Source organism: Candidatus Methanodesulfokora washburnensis (assembly GCF_003947435.1).
GTDB lineage: Archaea > Korarchaeota > Korarchaeia > Korarchaeales > Korarchaeaceae > Methanodesulfokora > Methanodesulfokora washburnensis.
In genome coordinates, this window is the sequence record NZ_RCOS01000070.1 from 28,948 (window position 1) to 48,894 (window position 19,947).

Here is a 19,947-nt window from a genome sequence, read left to right on the forward strand (position 1 = left end):
TTTAAAGGTCTTACTAATAAATTTATTGCCCAGAAGGGATTCGCATGGAAAACATGTTGAAATTCAGCGATTGGTTAATTCAGCTGGATCCAAGCTCTCATCCCAGAGAACTTGTGGTAGAGGTGTCAACAGAGTGCAATTACAACTGTGTACATTGTTTCAGAAATGCAGCAATTGGGTTCAGAGGATGTACAATGGACTTGGATCTTTTCACTCATTTGCTTGAGGAGGCATCAAACTCTGGCGTGAAAAAGATTATTCTGTCCGGATGGGGAGAGCCAACAGTTCATCCGGATATAATGGATATGTTGAGGAAGATGAAGGATTATGGCTTTTATGTTGTGCTAAACACAAATGGATCTAGGCTTTTTGAAATAGCGGAGGATCTGGTGAGCCTTGAGATAGATGAGGTGTTTGTCAGCATTGATGCATTTGATGTAAAGCTTTACAGCCAGATAAGGAGGATGGGAGACTTTTCCGCAGTTTCCAAGGGACTTGAGAAACTTAGGAATCTGAAATTACAAAATGGAGGCGTAAAACCTGAGATAAAGTCGATATTCACGGTAAACAAGCTTAACATTGGTGAGGTAAGCAAGGCCTTGGAGTATGCAAGGGCTTTCGGTGTTCATGAAATAATGTTCAGTTACTACATAAGCTACCCCGGAGGTCATGAGGAGCTTGAATGCATGAATTCTGCTGAGTGCAGGGAGAAGCTGCGGAAAGAGCTGGAGAAGGCAGCTCTTAAATACTTTGAGACAGGGATAAGAGTTGTTCAGCCCAGCTTGATGCCTACTACAATGAGAAGATGTCCCTTTGCGTCAAATAGGGCTTTGTTCATCAGATGTGATGGTGCTGTGGCTCCCTGCATCTATTACTCCAGAAATTGGTCTACAAAGCTGTTTGGTGTGAAGAGAAAAATAAGGGAAGTAGTGCTTGGCAACATAAGGAATAGCAAGCTGATAGACCTGTGGAGAGGTCCTTACCTTAGGATGTTCTTCAGGCTCCTCTTCACGTATATGCCATCTTGTCTCGACTGTACGCTTCAAAACTACTGCAGTCTCACCTTAAGCAATGAAGCAGACTGCTGGGGTAATAATCCCTCCTGTGCACACTGTCCCTATCTCCACTATCTCTCCTACTGTCCTATCTGAGAAATAACAGCAGAAGCAATTTACTCTGAATAGATATATGATTCCGCCTTTAGAACTCTTGTGGAGATTATTTACTTCAGCAGTCGAAAACAAATCCTGTTATCCTCCTCCGGCTGGTGGAAAGATGTCTATGAAATCACCTTCCTTGATCTCTGTATCCAGCCAGTTGAGAAGCCTTATGTTCCTCCCGTTAAGCAATATCATGAAATTCTCATATCCAAAATCCTCGAGCACTTTTTTCAGATCTTTCAATTCATCAAGAAGCTCTGAAAACTTCATCCTTTCTCTTTTCAAGCCCACCATTTTACTCTTCCATCCGAGCTTCTCCCTGAGAGTCACGTATACTCTTACTTCTACGCTCATCACAAGTAGTAGTGTCCCATTATTTATATGTGCATCTTATGAACTCAGAACTTGTGATCAAAAACTCTTTCCTCAGCTGAGATTCCTGTGTTACATTATTTATGAGTTTCCTCTTTGCTAATAATATATTATTTTCTGACTAAGTACTTTACTGCATATCCAAGAGTTGCAGGCTCATTCAAGCAATCATTATGGCAATTCCGCAATGGTTATATAGTGATTAACAAAAAATTACGTGATGACATACACAACAATACCCGTGAAGAGAGAGATAAAGGAGAGGCTTGAGAAGTTTAAAGGTGAGAGGGAGTGGAGCAGCTTTCTAAACGATCTTATTAATGAAGTCATTCGGGTAAGAAGGGAGGAATCCTTCAGAAAACTGAGAGAGCTCAGCCTGAAGCACCTTAATGAGATAGAAGAATCCCATAGGAAATTCAGGAGGGAGTTTTCCCTTGATTCTCGTTGACACAGATGCTCTAATAGATTCCCTGAGAGAAGGAAAAAGGCTGGGCGATGCTATATCAGTTCTTACAGCTCTGGAGTATCTCAGGGGGATTTCCGAGGAGGAGAGAGAAGAGGCGAAGAGGCTTCTGGAGGAATCCTTTGATATAATAGGATTAGATAATAGTGTAATATTGAAGTACTGTGAGCTCTATGAGAAGCTGAGGTCAAGAGGGGAGATCGTGAGCGATGCAGACCTCATAATAGGTGCTACAGCTATAGCCAAGAAAATGAAGCTGCTCACTAGAAACTATAAACATTTCGAAAAACTTGAGAAATATGGCTTGATCCTAGAAAAATAGCGCTTTCTCAGGGGGCTCTCATAAGAAGATCTACACCAGGATGGGAGTAGAGGCAGCTCAGAGATCTCTTGGTGATCTTGGATTTCACATTTCTCTCGATGTTAATACACAAAATTATGTATCTGTCTCTGTCCTGCCAGTAGGCACACCTACTTTCACAAAAATATTTATATATTTGAGAGCTCAAGTTCGTGATCAAAATAAAAGAATCATCTTTCTCCAACCAATAGATCCCTATAGTGCTCCATTATCAACTTCTTCATTGCTTTTCTCAGAGTCTCAGTGAGGCTAGCTTGACTTATCCCGAGCATCTTAGCCAATTCCTTAGTTTTTATCCTCCTAGGGATATCAAAGTATCCCATCCTCACGGCAGCTATAAGAGCTTCTTCCTGCCTCTTAGTGAGCATTGGAGCTCCTTTGACAATAGAGATTATCTTAAATCCATTATATGTCCTTAAAACTGATGAAATTTTTCTGAAAGCCTGTCTGCTTGATAAGATTACCTCACATCTCATGTTATCATCTTCAACTTTTGCTGAAATCAGAAAGGCTTTATCCGATGAGAGAAGTCTGCATAACTCACATCCCTCGGATTCTAACATCTTAATCTTGGTGATATTTCCTTCATGGATCTCAACAGCATGAATCATCTTATCATTGTAAGGCTTGATTCCTATTATCTTGAACTCCATCACTCCATTCTCCTTAAGTAATCTGGAGACTTTACATTCCCTATTTTTTACTCTAAATATCATCCCAAGCGGCTCTTTACTTCCCATATGCCTAACATGTTAGGGTACTTAATTATCTTTTCCATCCCTCTAGAATCTCTAGGTGAGATTGTGTTCCCAGGAGAGGAACTATTAACATTTCTTTCCTCCCTTTTGTTGCTCTCAATTTCTCTCTATAGATACTTCAAGAGGAAAGAGATATCTTATGCAATGTGGTCAATAGCGGCTCTCGCATTTCTCATAATATCAGCTGCCTTGGCTCTCTTAAAGCTAGATGCTCTTTCCCTTCCGATAACTCCATATATTGGAGCTCTTTATCCAGCTTTCATGGCAGCGGGGATCCTTGGAAAGGATCACTGGAGGGAATATGTTATCTTCATAATATTAATGCTGTTTCTCATGGCAATGGGTCAGCTCTTTTATAAACCTGTATTCACAGGAGCTGAGGTAGCTCTGCACTCGATTTCTGGCCTGATAATAATATTTCTTCCCTTCATAATGGTTGTAAAGAAGAGAGCTCCTCCGGCTGCAAGCTTAATAGGATTAGGTGGCCTGTTAATATCCATAGGTGGTCTAGCTCTAGCTGCCTTAATGACTCAAAAACCAATTCTTCCTATTGAGACTGTGATATTCCTACTGCATCCCTTGCTATTCCTCTCCGCATTCCTAATAGCTGCAGGCATATATTTGTATGGGAGGAGTTGATACGGATCCAGTAAGGGTTCACATGATCCTTGCTATAACCTTAGCTGTGCTCTTAATTGGCTGGGGAGTCCTGCTATCACCTCCCTTCAGAGGGCTGAGAGCATCAATAGGTCTGCCAACAGACCTTCCAGGGGCAAGATTCAATCCAGAAGTTAATGCAGCAGAAATAATAAGTAAAGATGAGGAGGGAGCAAAGTTCTTCTTGGCGAGAGTAGCTCACTATTACCATGCTTTGTTTGCTGTCCTTCTTTATGGAATGTTGGCAGCATTCGGCTCGATGAGAAAAGACGTAGTAGGGGTGGATCTTCTGAACATAACCTTAATAGGAACTATTTTCACTGTAACAGGGGCAATAGTTTACTCTTACATCAGCAGAACATTCTTCTGGCATGGTCTCTTCATCTCCGGTCTCGCAATTCTATTCTCCTCTGGTTTATTAACTCTTTTGAGATTTAAACCGTCTAAGATGCTTGATCTAGCTTTAATAGTCGCATTAATACTCCTGTTAGGTGGAGGAGCCATAGGAGCTTATGTGGGAAGCAGCTACATTAACTCAGAGGTGGCTGAGGGCTTCGAGAGAGCGAAGATATTAGCAAGATTCAATCCAGATCTCGGTGAGGATAATGAGATTTGGAGGGCAATGACCGGCCATCTCCATACGATGGTTGCTCTAGCTACTACAATGACATTCTTAATAGGCATATACAGAATAGGGATTCTGGATGGAAAACTGGCAAATTTGAACGGAAAATTAGCCAAAATATCTATACTTTTAGTAATTTTTGGGGAGCTTGTAATGGCTTTAGCATCATATTCTGTTTGGTTCTTCGGGAAGATAGCCCATCTCATAATAACTCCAGCCGCCCTGATCTTAATAGCTTCAACGCTCATCCTTTCATTCCTAATGCATGGCTATGGACTTAAGGAGAGCTTCAAAGAGCCAAAGAGTCTTCTTTTCTGGGGACTTAGGCTGGGCAACATCTGGACATGGGCCTTCATAGCTCTGCCAGGCGCTATTGTTGCTATCAGCCTGAGAAAACCTATATTCTTTAATCCTGAGTTCAGAAACGAGCTTTGGGATTGGGCAGAGCTCTCTTACAACATAGGCCATTGGCATATAATAGTTGTACTATGGGGTGTTATGCTTCTCCTGATATACCTAGCTGATGTACGCTCAAAGCTAGCCTCGGCATTTGGTTGGTTGTCCCTTATAGGAATGCTGGGAGCTACAGCCGCAGCTAATCTTTATATGCTTGCTAATCCTCCTGGTCCTTATTCGCCGAACCCTTACTCTAATTTCTGGCTTTCAACGATAGTTGAACCTTTCCTCATACTCATGTCCATAGGAATTGCTGTCTCCTACCTTCTTTTTCTTATATATAGTACAAAATGACTTTTTTGATAATAATATACAATCATGTCTTGGTTACTAAGCAGAAGCATGCATTTTTAAAATTATTAATGAAGTCATTCGGGTAAGAAGGGAAGAATCCTTCAGAAAACTGAGAGAGCTTAGCCTGAAGCACCTTAATGAGATAGAGAAACCTCATAGGAAATTCAGGAGGGAATTCTCCCTTAATTCTAGTTGACGCAGATTCTCTAAGAGAAGGAAAAGATTCTATATGCAGAGATAAACAAAAAGGGTTTTCGGTATTTATGGCAAATAAGGGAGCTTAAACTAGGCATTTTATGGCTTCACTACAGCTTTATATCTGAGAATCTCTAGTGATTACAGGGGCCTGAGTCCATGAAAAAGTTTGAGGAGCTAGCCTATAGGCTCCATTCAATTGAAGCTCTGAGGATACTAAAGAAGACGATGTCATACAACGAACTCTCATCCATGCTGAACATGCCACCGACCGCCTTGAGTAGGTATGTCAATGGGCATGTTATCCCGAGCCTTGAGACAGCCCGCTTGATTCTCAATATATTCAAGAAGAAATACTTGATAATGGAAGTAAAGAATAGAATTATATTTGATGAATTCGGTGTGTTAAATAACAGCCTTATAATATATGACCCAGTTCTCTTAAAATATATCATTCTCTCAGAATATGAGAGGATAAACTCCGTGAAGGTGGATAAGGTGCTAACATTTGAGACAGACGGAATACCTGTGGCATACCAGATAGCTTCTATACTTGGCAAAGAAGTCGCAGTAGCCAAGAAAACGAAGGAGATAGGTGTAAGGGAGTTCATAGAGATAAAGCAGGTCTTCAACTCCGGGATGTACCGGTACATCTACCTGCCCAAGAACACGATAAAAAGAGGGGATTACGTGCTCCTAGCAGATGATATAATAAGAACCGGTGCAACGATAAAAGCGCTGATAAACCTCTGTAATAAGGCTAAAGCTAATGTTTCAGGGATATTTACGGTTATATCTCTCAGAAAGATGTGCGCGAAACTTGAGGAGGAGCTTAGAGTGCCCGTAATTTCCTTTATAGAATTGGAATAACTGTTGTTAAAACCTGGCTTAAGAGGAGTACGTATAGTTCGCATATTTTAAAAAGCCTCCTAGGAGCACTTAAATAGTCACAGTTATATCTGTTATGTTTCTCCAGAACTTCTTCATCTCTTTGATTTCAATTTTATTTATGTCAAGCTTGGTCAGAGCTCTTGCCAATTCTAGCCCCAGTCTATGATCCAAAACTAGCGGTATTGCTAAATCAGCACCATAACGTCTGATCTTATAGTCTTTTTCCGGCGCATAACCCGTGGTAACGATCATATCCACCTTGTTATTCACAAGGTTTTCAAGGATCTTGGCCTCAGGAAGTGCATCTGCGCCTTTAACCTCCATGCCTTCTATTGTAATAACTTTATAATCTGCATTGATAAGTATACGTGTAGCCTCATTTAATTCAGCTATATTATTCTTCAATGGATTATAGATAAGAATATGGCTATTTCTAGATGGCAACCTATTTCCTGAAACACTAAGCCAACTTAGTACCAGCGATTCTTCAAATGTACTGGCAAGAGCCGATGCCTCACCTACACTTCTCATTTCAGGTCCTAAGAATGGATATGCACCTCTAAGTCTGGTCCATGAGAACTGTGGTGACTTTACTCCAAACCAATTCGGTAGTAGCAAGTTAAACTTCCCTACAAATGGTACACTGCTTAGTTTATCCATAAGCGAGGCCTCAGCAGCAGCTCTCATCAAGCTGTATCCTGTGACCTTGCTGGTAAACGGCATCGATCTACTGGCTCTTAGATTAAGCTCGATGACAAGCACCTCACCATCCCTGTAAAGCATCTGCAGATTGTAGGGACCTTTGATTTTCAGAACCTCATTCAACCTCATGGCTATCTCGCAGGCCCTTTTAGCTGCCTCTTTAGGCAGGGTTCTGAACGGTATTGACATAGTTGCGTCACCACTATGCACTCCAGTATGCTCAATGTGCTCGATAATAGTTCCTATAGCTGTCCTGCCGTCTCCTACAGCATCTATCTCAAACTCTATTGCGTCATTAATGAACTTTGACACAACTGCAGGATATTTCGGTGATATCTTAGTGGCCTTAGTTATATAGTCCAAGAGATCCTTCCTGCTCCATGCAATACCCATAGCAGAACCGCTAAGCACATAGCTTGGTCTCACAAGCACAGGAAAGCCTACCTCTTCAGTGAACTTCAGAATTTCATCGATGTTTGATGCTTCTGTCCATGGAGGCTGCTTTATCCCGAGCTCATCCAGTAACTTGCTGAAAAGCACCCTGTTTTCAGCCCTGTGAACACTGTAACCGGCTGTGCCCAGCAATCTGACACCTCTCTTTTCTAATTCCCATGCAATATTGTTTGATACTTGCCCACCTAGGAATGCGACAACGCCAAAAGGTCTCTCAAACTCGCATATATCTAGGACTCTCTCCATAGTTATTTCATCAAAATACAATCTTTCATTCATGTCCCAGTCCGTTGAGACGGTCTCGGGATTGCAATTAACCACTACAACTTTGTAATTTAGCATTCTCGCTTCATCAGCGAACGCCACAGTGCTCCAGTCAAACTCCACACTTACGCCAATTCTAAAACCTCCAGCGCCAAGTACAACTATTTTGGGCTTTTCGCTTACCGAGCTTACATCATGTTCCCAGCCATTGTATGTCATATAGAGATAGTTTGTCTGGGCGGGCCATTCGGCCGCAAGCGTATCTATCTGCTTGACTACAGGTATTATGCTGAATTCTTTCCTCATCCTTCTAAGCCTGTCTACATCAACACCTAGGGCATTTGCCAGCTGCTCATCGCTGAACCCCATCCTCTTTCCTTCGGCGATTAACTGCTTGAGCAGATCTTCATTCACTTTGCTGGGATGCTTTCTAAGTCTCTTTAAATTTTCATAGAATTGTACTGCAATCTTTATCTGCTTTAGAAAATGTTTGTCAATGCCCGTCATATTGTAGAGTGTATCGATATCAACATTATATTTCATTGCTTTAGCTATCCAAATAGGCCAGTAGGGTTCTCTCCTCTGTATCTTCTCCAAGACATAATTGAGTGAGATGGAATCATCTTCATATATCTCCCCACCTACCAGACCCGGCTCTCCTATGTCGAGCATTCTCAGGCCTTTCTGCACAGCCTCTAGAAATGTCCTGCCCACCGCCATGACCTCACCAACACTCTTCATCTCAGTCCCTAGGGATCTATCTATGCAGGAGAACTTATCCAGGTCCCATCTGGATATCTTTACAGTAATGTAGTCCAAGCTTGGCTCAAAGCATGCAGATGTCCTGCCCGTAACCCTATTCAGGACTTCATATAGCTTATAACCGAGGGCAAGTTTCGCAGCTATGTAAGCTAGAGGGTATCCAGTTGCTTTACTGGCTAAAGCACTACTCCTCGACATCCTTGGATTTGTCTCGATCACATAAACTTCCTCGCTATTCTGAGGGTTTAGGGCTACCTGAACATTGCCCTCACCAACTAGAAAAATCGCTCTCCCTGTAGCTATAGACAAATTTCTTGAGAGCTGATATTCAAAGTCTGTGAGAGTTTGGCAGGGTGCAACTACCACCGATTCTCCTGTGTGGACGCCCATGGGATCCAAGTTCTCGAGGCATGCAACTGCAGCCGCATTGTCATGGGAATCCCTGACAATTTCAAATTCTATTTCCTTCCAGTGATGCAGATATTTCTCAATGAGAACTTCTCCGACTTCGGACTGGGAAAATGCAGCTCTAAGTCTCTTTACAAGCTCTTCTTTCCCCCATGCAACAAAACTCCCAGCTCCTCCTAAGTTAAAGCTTACTCTAACCATGACAGGATAGCCTATCTTCTCGGCAATTTCTAGAGCTCCATCTATTGAGGTAGCGGCGCTGCTTGGAGGTACTGGTATACCATTCTTGGTCATAGTCTCCCTGAATAAAGATCTAGACAGAGCCCTCCTAATGCCCTCTATGGGTGTTCCTAGAACTTTGATATCATACTTATTCAAAATACCATTATCATGTAGCTTTACACCAATAGTTAATGCTGTCTGCCCACCAAACCCAATCATGATTCCATCAGGCCTCTCAGCCTCTATCACCCTAGCCACGAACTCTGGCCTAAGCGGCACCAAGTAGATCTTTTCGGCAAACTTATAACTAGTTTGAATAGTTGCTATATTTGGATTTATTAATATAGCCTCAATATCCTCCTCCTTCAGTGCTTTTAGTGCCTGGTTACCACTGTAATCGAATTCTGCTGCCTCGGCGATCTTGATGGGACCGGAACCTATGACAAGAACCTTTCTAACTGTTTCCATGGTTCTGCACCAGTTTTTTGAATAGTTCAAAAACCCACGCTGTGTCATGAGGCCCTGCTCCACCCTCCGGATGAAACTGTGTTGCAATGATAGGCAGTTTTTTATGTATAACCCCTTCAACAGATTTATCATCTATATTTTTGAACCATAGCATAAAAGCTGCCTCGTTAAGGCTTTGCTCATCAACTGCATAACCATGATTTTGCGTAGTTATGTAACTTCTACCCGTGGTCATATCAACAACTCCTTTGTTTGGTCCTCTGTGGCCATATCTCAACTTATATGTCTCTGCACCAAACGCAATGGATAGCAACTGCATCCCAAGGCATATTCCAAGTACGGGTACTCCTGACTCCGCTACTTCCCTCACGGTCTTTATCTGATTTACCAGGAGTGCTGGATTTCCGGGTCCATTGCTTATTACTATACCCTGAAAACCATCCAATAGCTGATCCGGTCTGGCCCAGCAGGGAAATCTAACTATTCTAAATCCATATCTCAGAAGCCACCTTAAAATTCCATACTTTAATCCACAGTCCAAGACTGATATCGTTGCCACAGGCTTTGACAGGGGCTCATGTACCACAGCGGTCTTTGGTGAGACCCTGCATGTGAAGTCCTTTGAGTCATATCTTTCAGCAGTTCTTAGCTTCTTCTCCAGAACATCCCATCCTACTTCATCTCTTTCACTGAATACCGCTAGAACGCCCATCATAACTCCTCTCTCTCTAATTTTCTTGACAAGTGCCCTAGTATCAACTCTGTACATTCCCGGTATATTGCTTTTTGCAAGCCATTTGTTCAAATCACAAACACTAAGGTGGTGGTTGGGCGGTGGAAGCTCTGCTACGATAAAGCCATCAACTTGGATCCTATCTGATTCATAATTCAGTGGAACACCACAATAGCTATGATCTTCTGCTGGAACACCATAACAACCAACCATGGGGTGCGTCCAAACCAGTATCTGACCTGCATAGCTTGGATCCGTCAAGGCCTCTGTATATCCCGTCATACTTGTTGAGAAGACAACCTCGCCCACTTTAACACCTTTAGCTCCAAAGCCACAGCCCTCTACAGCCTCGTCATTTTCCAGTAAAAGTCTGGCTTTTAACCCTGTTTCACATTTGAGATGTGGCAGCTGCTTTATTGATAAAAATCCCTTGAACATACCATTAACCCTGTGGCTACTGTATCAGCGTATATTTATATTTTATGTAATAGGTAGCTCAAAAGATACCTTTATGTGTTACATGTAGAACTATGCCTCTGACTTCTTGCTAGGCTTGAGTCCCTTAATGCTCCACAAAAGGTTTTTATACAAAGTGTGTCTTCAGATGTATCGGTAGATATCATGTTTCACAAGCCTCCCGTTAAGGGTTTCTTCAGGCTTCTAGTGCTTGATGCAATAAAAGAGGAGCCTCTTCATGGATATGAGATCATGAAGAGGATAGGGGATGTGCTTGGAGGTAATCCCCCAAGTCCTGGAATTGTTTATCCTACTCTTCAATTTCTGGAGAACAAGGGATTTGTGAGATCGGGGAAAGCTGGAAAGAGGACTATCTATAGTATAACAGAGGAGGGGATCAGGTATCTTGAGGAAAATGAGGATAAGCTTAGGTGCTTCATGGAGAAAGCTGGTAGGATGAAGATAGTGAAAAAGATGGTCCCTCATGATATATTTCCTCTTCTCGAGGAGCTTGCCTCGAAGTACGACAGGATGACGGAGGAGCAGAGGGATGAGGTGAAAAGGGCATTCTGGAGGCTTATCCAAGATCTCAGCAGGATACTGGGTGATGTAAGATGAGTGCCATCTCAGTCAGGAATCTGGTTAAGAAGTTCGGCAACTTGACAGCTGTCGATGGGATAAGCTTTGATGTGAGAAAGGGAGAGATATTCGGATTTCTAGGGCCAAATGGAGCTGGAAAGACCACAACGATAAACATACTGGTGACTTTAATGAGGCCGACAAGCGGTGAGGCATATGTTGCCGGCTATAATGTGGTTGAAGATCCCGTGAGGGTCAGGGAAAAGATAGGAATAGTCTTTCAGGATCCCTCTGTGGACAGGAACCTCACTGGATGGGAAAATCTCTACATACATGGCCTGATATATGGGCTGAAAGGAGAGGAGCTGAGGAGAAGGGTTGAGGAGAGCTTGGAGTTTGCCGAGCTCACCAAGTTCAGGGATGTTGAGGTCAAGAATTACAGTGGAGGGATGATAAGGAGGCTTGAGATAGCAAGAGGCCTTATGCACAAGCCTGAGATACTCTTTCTGGATGAGCCGACAATAGGATTAGATCCCCAGACCAGGGCGAAGATATGGGAGTACGTGGAGAGGCTCAGGGAAGAGGCAGGAGTCACCGTTTTTCTCACCACTCACTACATAGAGGAAGCTGAAAGGCTCTGCGACAGGGTAGCTATAATAGATCATGGAAAAATAGTGGCAATTGGTAGCCCTGATGAGCTGAAGCAGGAAATTGGAGGGGATGTAATCTACATAAGGGTTGGGGATCACAGCAGTGCTGCAAGACTGCTAGAAGGACTTCAAAATAATGGAATGATAATAAGTCACAGGGAGCTGAATGGGGTCTTAGCTCTCAGCGTTAACAATGCCTCCAAGGTTATACCAACAGTCTTTGAGGCAGCAAGCATGATGGGAATTAGAATAGAGGAGATAAAGTACACCCAGCCCTCGCTGAGCGATGTATTCCTTCACTACACGGGAAGAGAGATAAGGGATGAGGAGGCCGATTGGAGAGAGGGAATCAGGATGAGGCACAGGATGAGGTGATCTGAATGAATGAGAGAAACATAGTTTATGCCATGCTGTACAGGCAGTTGAGAAGATATTTTAGGGCTAGATCAAGGGTTCTAGGCACAATAATAAATCCGCTGATGTTCTTCCTTTTCCTCGGGATGGGATTCAGCGCCTCTATGAGGGGGATGTCAGCAGCGATAGGAGTTGACTACCTTGCTTTTCTAGCGCCTGGAATAGCTGTGATGACGGCTTTCTCCTCAAGCTTCATAGGGGGAATATCAGTGATATGGGACAAGGAGTTCGGCTTTCTGAAGGAAGTTCTGGTCGCTCCTGCATCCAGGACTTATGCAATACTGGGCAGAGCCCTAGGGGATTCAATAACATCAGTTATTCAATCATTTTTAATAATAATATTAATGTATGCTATTGTGCCATCGCTGAAAATAGAAGGACTTCTCTTTGCACTTGGATCGTGCTTTATAACTTCACTAATGTTCAACAGCTTGGGAATAGCAATAGCATCAAAGATGAGGAGTCCTGAGGGCTTTCAGCTGATAGCAAATATCCTCATATTCCCCTTGATATTCCTGAGCGGTGCTTTCTACCCAATAAACAACCTCCCAGCTGTCGTGAAGCCTATATTTTACATAAATCCGCTTACGTACTCCGTGGACCTGACAAGATACTTCATGACTGGGATCTCATCGCTGCCCATATATGTAAGCCTTTCAGTGCTCCTGCTGCTCACAACAATATTTACGTTCTTATCGGCCAGGGTGTTCAACAGGAGCACTCTTGACTAAACTTTCTAGATAAAACATGGAATGTACACATCAAATTTCTGAAACCCATTTCCGAAGCGGCACAAGCCTTATCCTCCTGTTCTCGTGAAGGAGCTCATCCTCATAGTCCCATGTCACAAAAAGCAGCTCATTCGATTTAAATATGCTTCCAGCCTTTATCAAGGCCTCAACATCCTTTTTATCTATCTCATCCCTTCCTGAGGCATAAGTGACCTGCATCAGTTTTATTCCCCCTTCCTTCACCAAGAAGTCCACCTCATATCCTCTGAAGCTGAGGTAAAATATGTTTTCATTCGGAAAAAGCCCTCTCTTCAGGAGCTCGAGGAACACAACGTTCTCAAGAAGCTTACCAAGTTCCTCTCGCTCCATGAAGGAGTAAATTCCGTTGTCAACTAGGTAAAATTTTGGCATGCTCAACTCTATTTTCCTCCTGCTCCACCCGAATTTCTTCAGGAAGAAGCCAAAGTTCACATCCTCAACAATCCTCTGAAATGCATACAGGGTTTTCTTGCTGATTTTCTCTCCCTGAGATTTCAAAGAATTGAAAACCTTGTGCACAGAGAATGTGGAGGCATTGGAGGAAATGCAGGACCTCAGGAAGAACTCCAGCGCATGTCTATTCCTTATACCAAACCTCTCTATTATGTCCTTGTAAATTACGAGGTCTATGTATTCCCTGAAGAACCTAAGAGGATCCACGTTTCCGAGAACTATATCTGGAAAGAATCCCCTCCTCAGACATGAGGATAGGATATGCCTAACTTTAGCCACATCATATGAGCTGTAGTGCTTTCTTATCTTTATTCCATTTATTCTTAATACCTCAGATATTGAAAATGGAAATACGTAGAGAGGTAGAGCCCTCCCCCTGAGCTGAGTTGATATCTCCCTTCCCAAGAGCTTGGACGATGACCCGGTGACAAAGATGTAATACCTCTTTCTCTCATAAAGGGAGTAAACATGCCTCTCCCAGTCTCTGAGTCCCTGAATTTCATCCAAGAATATATAAGAAGGCTCCCTTCCATATATTTCATAATGTGAAATTATTGCTTCATCGAGCTCCTTAATCTCTATAGGCTCCTCGAAGTTCAGGAAGACAAAGTCCTCATCGCTGAGCTCTCTTCTTCCGATCAAGTTGTAAAGAAAGTAGGTTTTTCCAGCTCTTCTCGGCCCTATCACCGATATTATGAAGTTTTTGTTCTCCTTAGCCTCTATATCTCTGTTCTCAACTCTCAGATCCCTTATGCTCTCCTTCTTAGTTAGCATGTATCTTTTCAGATCCATTGTACCATATAGGGGGAAACTATAATTAAAAGTTTACCCTTTAAGGGGGAAATTTATTCGGGAAATAATTCACATTATTCGATTAAATATTACGAATAAATTCTTTAGTCGCTCGAAAATAACGCTACCTCCTCATCTTGGGGATGTATAAAGGATACTTTGATCGTATTAATCCGCCTATAAATCCACCAATAGCGCTTAACAGGGCGCTTCTCAGGCTCTCTGAGACAAAACCTATTAAAGAGACATATTGTAGCATTTCGAAAAATGGTGCCAAAAAGGGCAGGATGAAAGATATCAATCGAAAGGCAAAAGCGAAGATAAGTCCAATTATCAGGCCTTTTAGTATTCCCGAGATAAAACCTGCTATTAATCCCCTTATAGGTCTGATTGCAATATACCCAGCCACGAATCCTGCGATAAAGTTGCCGATCACTGGAAGTGCGCTCTCTAGGAGGGAGTTCAGGACAAAACCCACTAGAATGCCTATGAGAAGCCTTCCTCCAATCAACGCTAAATTTACACAGCAATTTCTATATAAAGCTCTTTAGCATTTTTAAATTATTTCTGTAGGTCTTCCTTGAACTTCTCAAAATTAGTAGGTGGTAAGAAACTTCTAGATCAACTTAATAACTTTTATCAATGCTTCTTGATAAAAGCATTGTAAATTAAGATATAAATTTACTTAATGTCAGACCTTGGCAATCAAGGTTATCTCATTCCTCTCGACATCCGCATTTCCGTTTAAGTCCTCCCACTTAATAATAATGTAGGAATTGAAAACTGGCTTCTCCGATAAAAGAAGAAGGGCAGCTTTTGTCCCATACCTATGTGTTCCCATGGCATATATCCTCCCATTCTTCAGCAGTATGATTGCATAATCTGTCTTCTGCCATTTGCTCTCGTAAACAGATCCATTCACGATCATCTTATCCTTTGTAAAGCTAACTCCCGATGATGAAGCAGCATTGGCACTGAGATAATTGACAAATGGTCCTCCAACTATCACATTTCCAGTCGGTGAGAATGCAGGTGATTGAAAGTACGTCCTGGCGCTGTTAGCATCAACTGCAGAGAATACTGTAAAATAAGGCGAGTTGAGAATTGATGTGCATGGCAGCTCCACTGCTTCAGCTGCCTTCTCAAATGAGCCGAACACATATATCTGGTCATAACTGGGGAGAAAATAGGAGACAACGCTCCCATTGAACCAAGGGAATATCTCAGGGGACCATATGTATGCATATCCTCTTGAGTCCCCAGAGACATTCCAGACACCCCATGCTCTCACAGGATAGGTGGTTGAGTTAAGCCTAGCAGCCGCCCCTGTCTTTGCAATGAAATAAGGGTAGGATGAAGCTATCTCATCTGTTGTGGCATTTGCCGTGAAATTAGCTGATGTTATGTTTGCAAGTATTCTATCAGGCAGTTTTATCCAGTTATTGCTGCTGTCCACGACTCTGAAGTAAGGGATCCCCCGGTGATCTCCCACCCTTATTCTGACATCTCCGGTGATTATTACATATAAACTTCCGGTGCTGCCATACTGACTTCCGTTGAACACAAACCCTCTTGAGATGTTCATGTAGGCAACTGCTCCTCCTGGGCCATCCATTCTGACAAGAGCATATCCCATGCCATGAGAGGTGTTCACCTTCAGCACATGGAGGGAGAACCCGGGCCATGGTATCTTTACATCAGCTCCATCATGCAGATCTATCAGGCCTGTCTGCAGGTAAAATCCCTTCCCCGGAAGTGGCACTATGTTTTTGCCGCTAAGATCTGGAGAGTAAACCAGAATTGTCGGAATCATCACAAGAAGGAGGATAGCAAATTTTGTTGCCTTGGAAATCATCATCATATTATCTACAGAAATTCAGTGCACTTCCTTAAATTCTTTTCGTTTAGAAACAGCTTGTAAAAATAACAACTGCATAATCCTGCTTGAATCTCAAAAATCCTGATTAGATTCGCTGTTCTCGGAAAGGTGGATCCCAGTGAACTTCATCGGTTGATGAGCATTTAGCAGCCGTGAAACCTGTCATGGCTAAACTGAGGAGATGTCACAGCGGTAAAATGCCTTTATCAGCCACCTTCTCCAGCTTTTTCAGCGGTATATCTATGACAGGAGTCATAAAGCTTGGAAAATCGCCTACTATCGTAAAGTGCACAGGTTCATCCCCATGAACTGGTTATGGAGCAGAACTATGAGTTCTTTTTAATAAAATTGACGCTTATTTTAATTCCTTTATAAATATTTCTATCTTATGACTACTCTACTAATCCGCCATATATTGTATCAATCCCCAGTTCCCTCGCCCTCTCATAAGCATCTCTGTCCAGATTAACAGCAACCAGGATAAGCTTCTCAGGCTCTCTGCTCAGTATTTTCTTAACTATCTCGGATTTCTCCTTGAACCACTCGACATCATCTAGCTGCGCATGAGATTTAACTTCTATGAAGTATGTTTTTTCATCATGTATATAAACATCTAGGTCGAGCCTCGTGCCCTTTCTGCAATATCTGCCATCTATGTCCTTGTATGTGAACTTCTGCACTTCTCCCGGCTCTATTCCCCTCTCCTGAAGAGCATGTTTGTATATTCTCAGGATAGTCTTCTCAAGATCCGTTCCCCACCTCCTCCCAAGGAACCCAACTGCAACCTTTAGCTCCCCGATTGCAACAGCAAGTTCCTCAACTCTCTCCGATAGGGTCTTTATCGCCTTTGAATGCTCCTCTATTACTTTTGAATGCTCCTCTATCCTCTTTTCAATATTCTCAAGCCTGCTTAATATTTCATCTAGTCCTACTAGCCCTCTAACTGCCAGTCTAAACTCCTCATCTGTCCTTAGGAGCTCTATGAACTCCCTTCTCAGTTTCTGCTTGCTTTCCATCCTTCCTTAAAGAAAGAAGTTATATAAAAATCTTGATGAATGTTTTCTGTTCATCTCTTTTTTGTAGCTAGAAGCACTATCGCTGCTGTTATCAACCATGAAAATATTCCAATTAATCCAAGACCTCCATAGATCTCATCCAAGGAATTTGGTACCATCTCGCCGGGAAAGGCAACGAACAACGTCATTCCCCATATCGCATTTATAGCTCCGTGAAGGGAGACAGCAGGAAGGATGCTTGAGGATATGGCTGTGAGTCTGAGCATGGATGTTGTGAAAACTATGCACATGATGGTGAAGAGGGGAATTCCAGCAGCTCTAATAGAGGGATAGTTGTGCCCTAGCAGAACTATGGCTGTTGAGTGCCAGAGGCCCCATATGAATCCTATAACAACAGTGCTCCTGAGGTCATCTTTTCTGCCCATGAGGTCGAAGAGATAGCCCCTCCATCCTATCTCCTCACCCAGGGCATATATGGAGTTTATCGTGATAGCCGCTGGATAGCCAACAATAAGCTGTGCTATTAGTAAAATCCTCGCAAAATCCTCATTTATAAGCCCTCCGCTTTCCTTTACGGCTATTCTCACAAATTTCTCGATGGATAGCACGCCAAGAACTGCCGATAGCAGGAGGAATATTCCAAATGCAAGATATACTATAAGAGGGGCTAGAAGAAAGTGCTTTATCGTCCTCCTGCTGAAATTTACATATCTTTTAATGGATTCCCTGATGCTTCGTCCTTCGAGATGCAGACATAAAGCTGTTGCAGCAGTGGGAGCATACATCCTCAGGAGACCCCATACCATTGCAGCCAAGCTGCTCATAAGGGCATTCTGGGGATTATAAGGGCCTCCTGTCATTAATGAGTTGTAGAGAATTAGATCCAAGATAAGAGCAAGTCCAAATGACACAACTATGTAAATTGAAATTAAAGATCTTAAGCTCACGAATTCACCCTCGCTTTCCTCTTATCTAGGATATTAAACTTGCTGTTAAGCTTAGAGCTATTGAATGATATTCATTAGATCTCTCGAAAAATTCTCCAGAAAGACTTGATTTACTATATTCATCCTAGGACGAGCTACAGTAGGGATATAAGGATAGTGAGGATCAAGCTTATGGCCACTGCAGGCACTAAGTACTTGTACACTCCGGAATACCTCGCCTTATAATACTCCAACGTTAGAACAAGGCATAGATGAACTGGAGAGAGCATAACTCCGAGATAGCCACCAGTATAGCTTATCAGCAGAAAGATATCCTTTATATTAGAGGAAGTTCCTATTATCTCGCTCAGCAATGGGAATGCTGTGCCTGTGTAAACGTATTCTCCAGCAGTTGTTATCCCTATTATGAAGGTTATCAGAAAGCAGAGCGAGAGAGCTGGTATGCTCCTCGATACCATGAAGTTGTATAGAGCTAGAGCAGCGTTACTATCGTACACATATTGAGTGAACATAGTCACAGCAACTACCACAGCTAATATCTTGAAGGAGAGGGCAAATTTCAGCCCCTCTTTTACCTCCTTTTTCGAGGGCCTGGTATATATGGTCACTATTAATGCGGATATAAGGAGAGATAGATCTACTGAGAGTCTGATTATGAAGATGAGGATCACTAAAATCAAGAAGGGCCAGAGATTCATCAAAGCTCTGTAGCTAACCTTCTCTCTTTCAAATGAGCTGCTGAATTTCCTGATCCCCAAGGCAAAGAGGAGAAGACCAGCAACATACGATGCTATAGCAGCAGGATATGTGGCCTCTATTATCCTAACTACAGATGTCTTGAGAATCACTGATGCTATTATTATAGATTGGAATATAGGCCATACTGGTATAGTTACATGTCTGAACCAGTAATTTATGAAAGTAGCAAAGTCGCTATCTAACTTCTGCTTCTCCATATAGTGCTCCTTCATCATCATTGCTGATACCAGCGCTCCTCCAGGCATCGGTATGAGACCTATCAGGATTGGAATGAATATAGAGGCAAACCTGGGGCCCAAGCTGACGGCAAAATTTGTGATTCTATCAAGTATCCCACTTACCTTCATCATATATGAGAGAAAGAGGGCAGATGAGAAAGCTGTTATGAGGGAGAGAGTGCTTCTCGAGAATATACCCCTGAAAGTTGATTCAAGAAACGATATTCCAAGCGTTAGGACTCCAAATGATATTGCTGAGGCCAGGACAGCTATATGAACTTCCTGCTTCGCTATCAGAAGTCCTATGAGTAAGGCTATAGATATAGCGAAGCTGAGGACGGGATCTATCATCAGATGCCGGCACTTTCATCCTTCTTTAAAAATATTTTGCATAAGGATCGCGGAGAGATTGGCTTTATTGGAATATATCTTCGGCTCAATCTAATACTTTAATATAAGGAAAGAAAATTGCATTTATTTTTCTAGAATTTTAAGCTTCATCGGAGAACTCTCAACTGATCATAAGATTTTTAAGGGAGAAAGAATCAATAAGTGAGATGGAGATAGCTGTCCTAACATTTCTTCTGATTATAGCTGCCTTTTTCCTGATAACAGTGGGTATGTTGCTCCTCTTTCTGCATAGCTTGAGAGAGGGAGGAAAGGTAGAAGGAGGAGGAGTCCTTGTAATAGGCCCGTTTCCGATAGTTTTTGGCACAAACCAGAGGATAGCAAGAGATCTTATGGTAATAACCCTGATATTCATGATAGCA

The 19,947-nt window shown here is 42.5% G+C and carries 20 protein-coding genes; 10 read left to right on the forward strand and 10 right to left on the reverse strand.

Annotated features, from left to right (window positions below):
* The first annotated feature begins 44 nt into the window (after positions 1-44).
* Positions 45-1,151 (forward strand): radical SAM protein, encoded by a 1,107-nt coding sequence (locus D6D85_RS05515; protein ID WP_125671070.1) that lies wholly within the window; start codon positions 45-47, stop codon positions 1,149-1,151.
* 99 nt (positions 1,152-1,250) lie between these two features.
* On the opposite strand, the gene D6D85_RS05520 is transcribed toward D6D85_RS05515, so the two are convergent.
* Positions 1,251-1,514, reverse strand: a complete 264-nt coding sequence (locus tag D6D85_RS05520) for a MoaD/ThiS family protein (protein ID WP_237558766.1) — start codon at positions 1,512-1,514, stop codon at positions 1,251-1,253.
* Between the two features lie 238 nt (positions 1,515-1,752).
* Between D6D85_RS05520 and D6D85_RS05525 the strand changes: the two genes are divergently transcribed.
* Both D6D85_RS05525 and D6D85_RS05530 read left to right on the forward strand, forming a co-directional pair.
* Positions 1,753-1,980 carry a hypothetical protein gene (locus D6D85_RS05525; RefSeq protein ID WP_125671072.1) on the forward strand — a complete coding sequence of 76 codons (228 nt, stop codon included), beginning with the start codon at positions 1,753-1,755 and terminating at the stop codon, positions 1,978-1,980.
* Positions 1,967-2,317 (forward strand): type II toxin-antitoxin system VapC family toxin, encoded by a 351-nt coding sequence (locus D6D85_RS05530; RefSeq protein WP_125671073.1) that lies wholly within the window; start codon positions 1,967-1,969, stop codon positions 2,315-2,317. Before D6D85_RS05525 ends, D6D85_RS05530 begins: the two co-directional genes overlap by 14 nt.
* 209 nt (positions 2,318-2,526) lie before the next feature.
* On the opposite strand, the gene D6D85_RS05535 is transcribed toward D6D85_RS05530, so the two are convergent.
* Positions 2,527-3,096: a helix-turn-helix domain-containing protein gene (locus tag D6D85_RS05535; protein ID WP_125671074.1), complete on the reverse strand. Its 570-nt coding sequence runs from the start codon at positions 3,094-3,096 to the stop codon at positions 2,527-2,529.
* 63 nt (positions 3,097-3,159) lie between these two features.
* On the opposite strand from D6D85_RS05535, the gene D6D85_RS05540 reads away from it, so the two are divergent.
* From D6D85_RS05540 to D6D85_RS05550, 3 genes are all read left to right on the forward strand, one after another.
* Positions 3,160-3,753 (forward strand): hypothetical protein, encoded by a 594-nt coding sequence (locus D6D85_RS05540; protein WP_125671075.1) that lies wholly within the window; start codon positions 3,160-3,162, stop codon positions 3,751-3,753.
* Positions 3,740-5,146 (forward strand): hypothetical protein, encoded by a 1,407-nt coding sequence (locus D6D85_RS05545; protein WP_125671076.1) that lies wholly within the window; start codon positions 3,740-3,742, stop codon positions 5,144-5,146. The genes D6D85_RS05540 and D6D85_RS05545 overlap by 14 nt, the downstream gene beginning before the upstream one ends.
* A gap of 354 nt (positions 5,147-5,500) precedes the next feature.
* A complete protein-coding gene (locus tag D6D85_RS05550) occupies positions 5,501-6,211 on the forward strand; it encodes a helix-turn-helix domain-containing protein (RefSeq protein WP_125671077.1) in 711 nt (236 codons plus the stop codon).
* A gap of 69 nt (positions 6,212-6,280) precedes the next feature.
* On the opposite strand, the gene carB is transcribed toward D6D85_RS05550, so the two are convergent.
* Both carB and carA read right to left on the reverse strand, forming a co-directional pair.
* The gene (carB, locus tag D6D85_RS05555) at positions 6,281-9,511 is read right to left on the reverse strand and encodes a carbamoyl-phosphate synthase (glutamine-hydrolyzing) large subunit (protein ID WP_125671078.1); all 3,231 of its coding nucleotides are present in this window, start codon (positions 9,509-9,511) and stop codon (positions 6,281-6,283) included.
* Positions 9,498-10,682, reverse strand: a complete 1,185-nt coding sequence (gene carA, locus D6D85_RS05560; protein WP_125671079.1) for a glutamine-hydrolyzing carbamoyl-phosphate synthase small subunit — start codon at positions 10,680-10,682, stop codon at positions 9,498-9,500. The genes carB and carA overlap by 14 nt, the downstream gene beginning before the upstream one ends.
* Positions 10,683-10,838: 156 nt before the next feature.
* Here carA and D6D85_RS05565 point away from each other — a divergent pair, with 156 nt between their 5' ends.
* Genes D6D85_RS05565 through D6D85_RS05575 form a run of 3 tightly spaced genes read left to right on the forward strand, consistent with a single transcriptional unit; the run spans position 10,839 to position 13,074 of the window.
* Entirely contained in the window at positions 10,839-11,318 is a 480-nt protein-coding gene (locus D6D85_RS05565; protein ID WP_125671080.1) for a PadR family transcriptional regulator, read from the forward strand.
* Positions 11,315-12,304 carry an ATP-binding cassette domain-containing protein gene (locus D6D85_RS05570; protein WP_125671081.1) on the forward strand — a complete coding sequence of 330 codons (990 nt, stop codon included), beginning with the start codon at positions 11,315-11,317 and terminating at the stop codon, positions 12,302-12,304. Before D6D85_RS05565 ends, D6D85_RS05570 begins: the two co-directional genes overlap by 4 nt.
* A gap of 5 nt (positions 12,305-12,309) precedes the next feature.
* Positions 12,310-13,074, forward strand: a complete 765-nt coding sequence (locus tag D6D85_RS05575; RefSeq protein ID WP_125671082.1) for an ABC transporter permease — start codon at positions 12,310-12,312, stop codon at positions 13,072-13,074.
* Between the two features lie 30 nt (positions 13,075-13,104).
* Here D6D85_RS05575 and D6D85_RS05580 read toward each other — a convergent pair whose 3' ends face one another.
* From D6D85_RS05580 to D6D85_RS05605, 6 genes are all read right to left on the reverse strand, one after another.
* Positions 13,105-14,358, reverse strand: a complete 1,254-nt coding sequence (locus D6D85_RS05580) for an ATP-binding protein (RefSeq protein ID WP_125671083.1) — start codon at positions 14,356-14,358, stop codon at positions 13,105-13,107.
* A 124-nt stretch (positions 14,359-14,482) separates the two neighbouring features.
* Positions 14,483-14,869 carry a DUF5518 domain-containing protein gene (locus D6D85_RS05585; RefSeq protein WP_125671084.1) on the reverse strand — a complete coding sequence of 129 codons (387 nt, stop codon included), beginning with the start codon at positions 14,867-14,869 and terminating at the stop codon, positions 14,483-14,485.
* Between the two features lie 180 nt (positions 14,870-15,049).
* The gene (locus D6D85_RS05590) at positions 15,050-16,216 is read right to left on the reverse strand and encodes a hypothetical protein (RefSeq protein ID WP_125671085.1); all 1,167 of its coding nucleotides are present in this window, start codon (positions 16,214-16,216) and stop codon (positions 15,050-15,052) included.
* A 413-nt stretch (positions 16,217-16,629) separates the two neighbouring features.
* Complete coding sequence (locus tag D6D85_RS05595) at positions 16,630-17,253, reverse strand: DUF3782 domain-containing protein (RefSeq protein ID WP_125671086.1); 624 nt, start codon at positions 17,251-17,253, stop codon at positions 16,630-16,632.
* 50 nt (positions 17,254-17,303) lie between these two features.
* Positions 17,304-18,200, reverse strand: a complete 897-nt coding sequence (locus D6D85_RS05600) for a CPBP family intramembrane glutamic endopeptidase (protein ID WP_125671087.1) — start codon at positions 18,198-18,200, stop codon at positions 17,304-17,306.
* 134 nt (positions 18,201-18,334) lie between these two features.
* Positions 18,335-19,528 carry a DUF401 family protein gene (locus D6D85_RS05605; RefSeq protein WP_125671088.1) on the reverse strand — a complete coding sequence of 398 codons (1,194 nt, stop codon included), beginning with the start codon at positions 19,526-19,528 and terminating at the stop codon, positions 18,335-18,337.
* Between the two features lie 206 nt (positions 19,529-19,734).
* Between D6D85_RS05605 and D6D85_RS05610 the strand changes: the two genes are divergently transcribed.
* On the forward strand, positions 19,735-19,947 hold a 213-nt coding region (locus tag D6D85_RS05610; RefSeq protein ID WP_125671089.1), incomplete at its 3' end, for a TIGR00304 family membrane protein.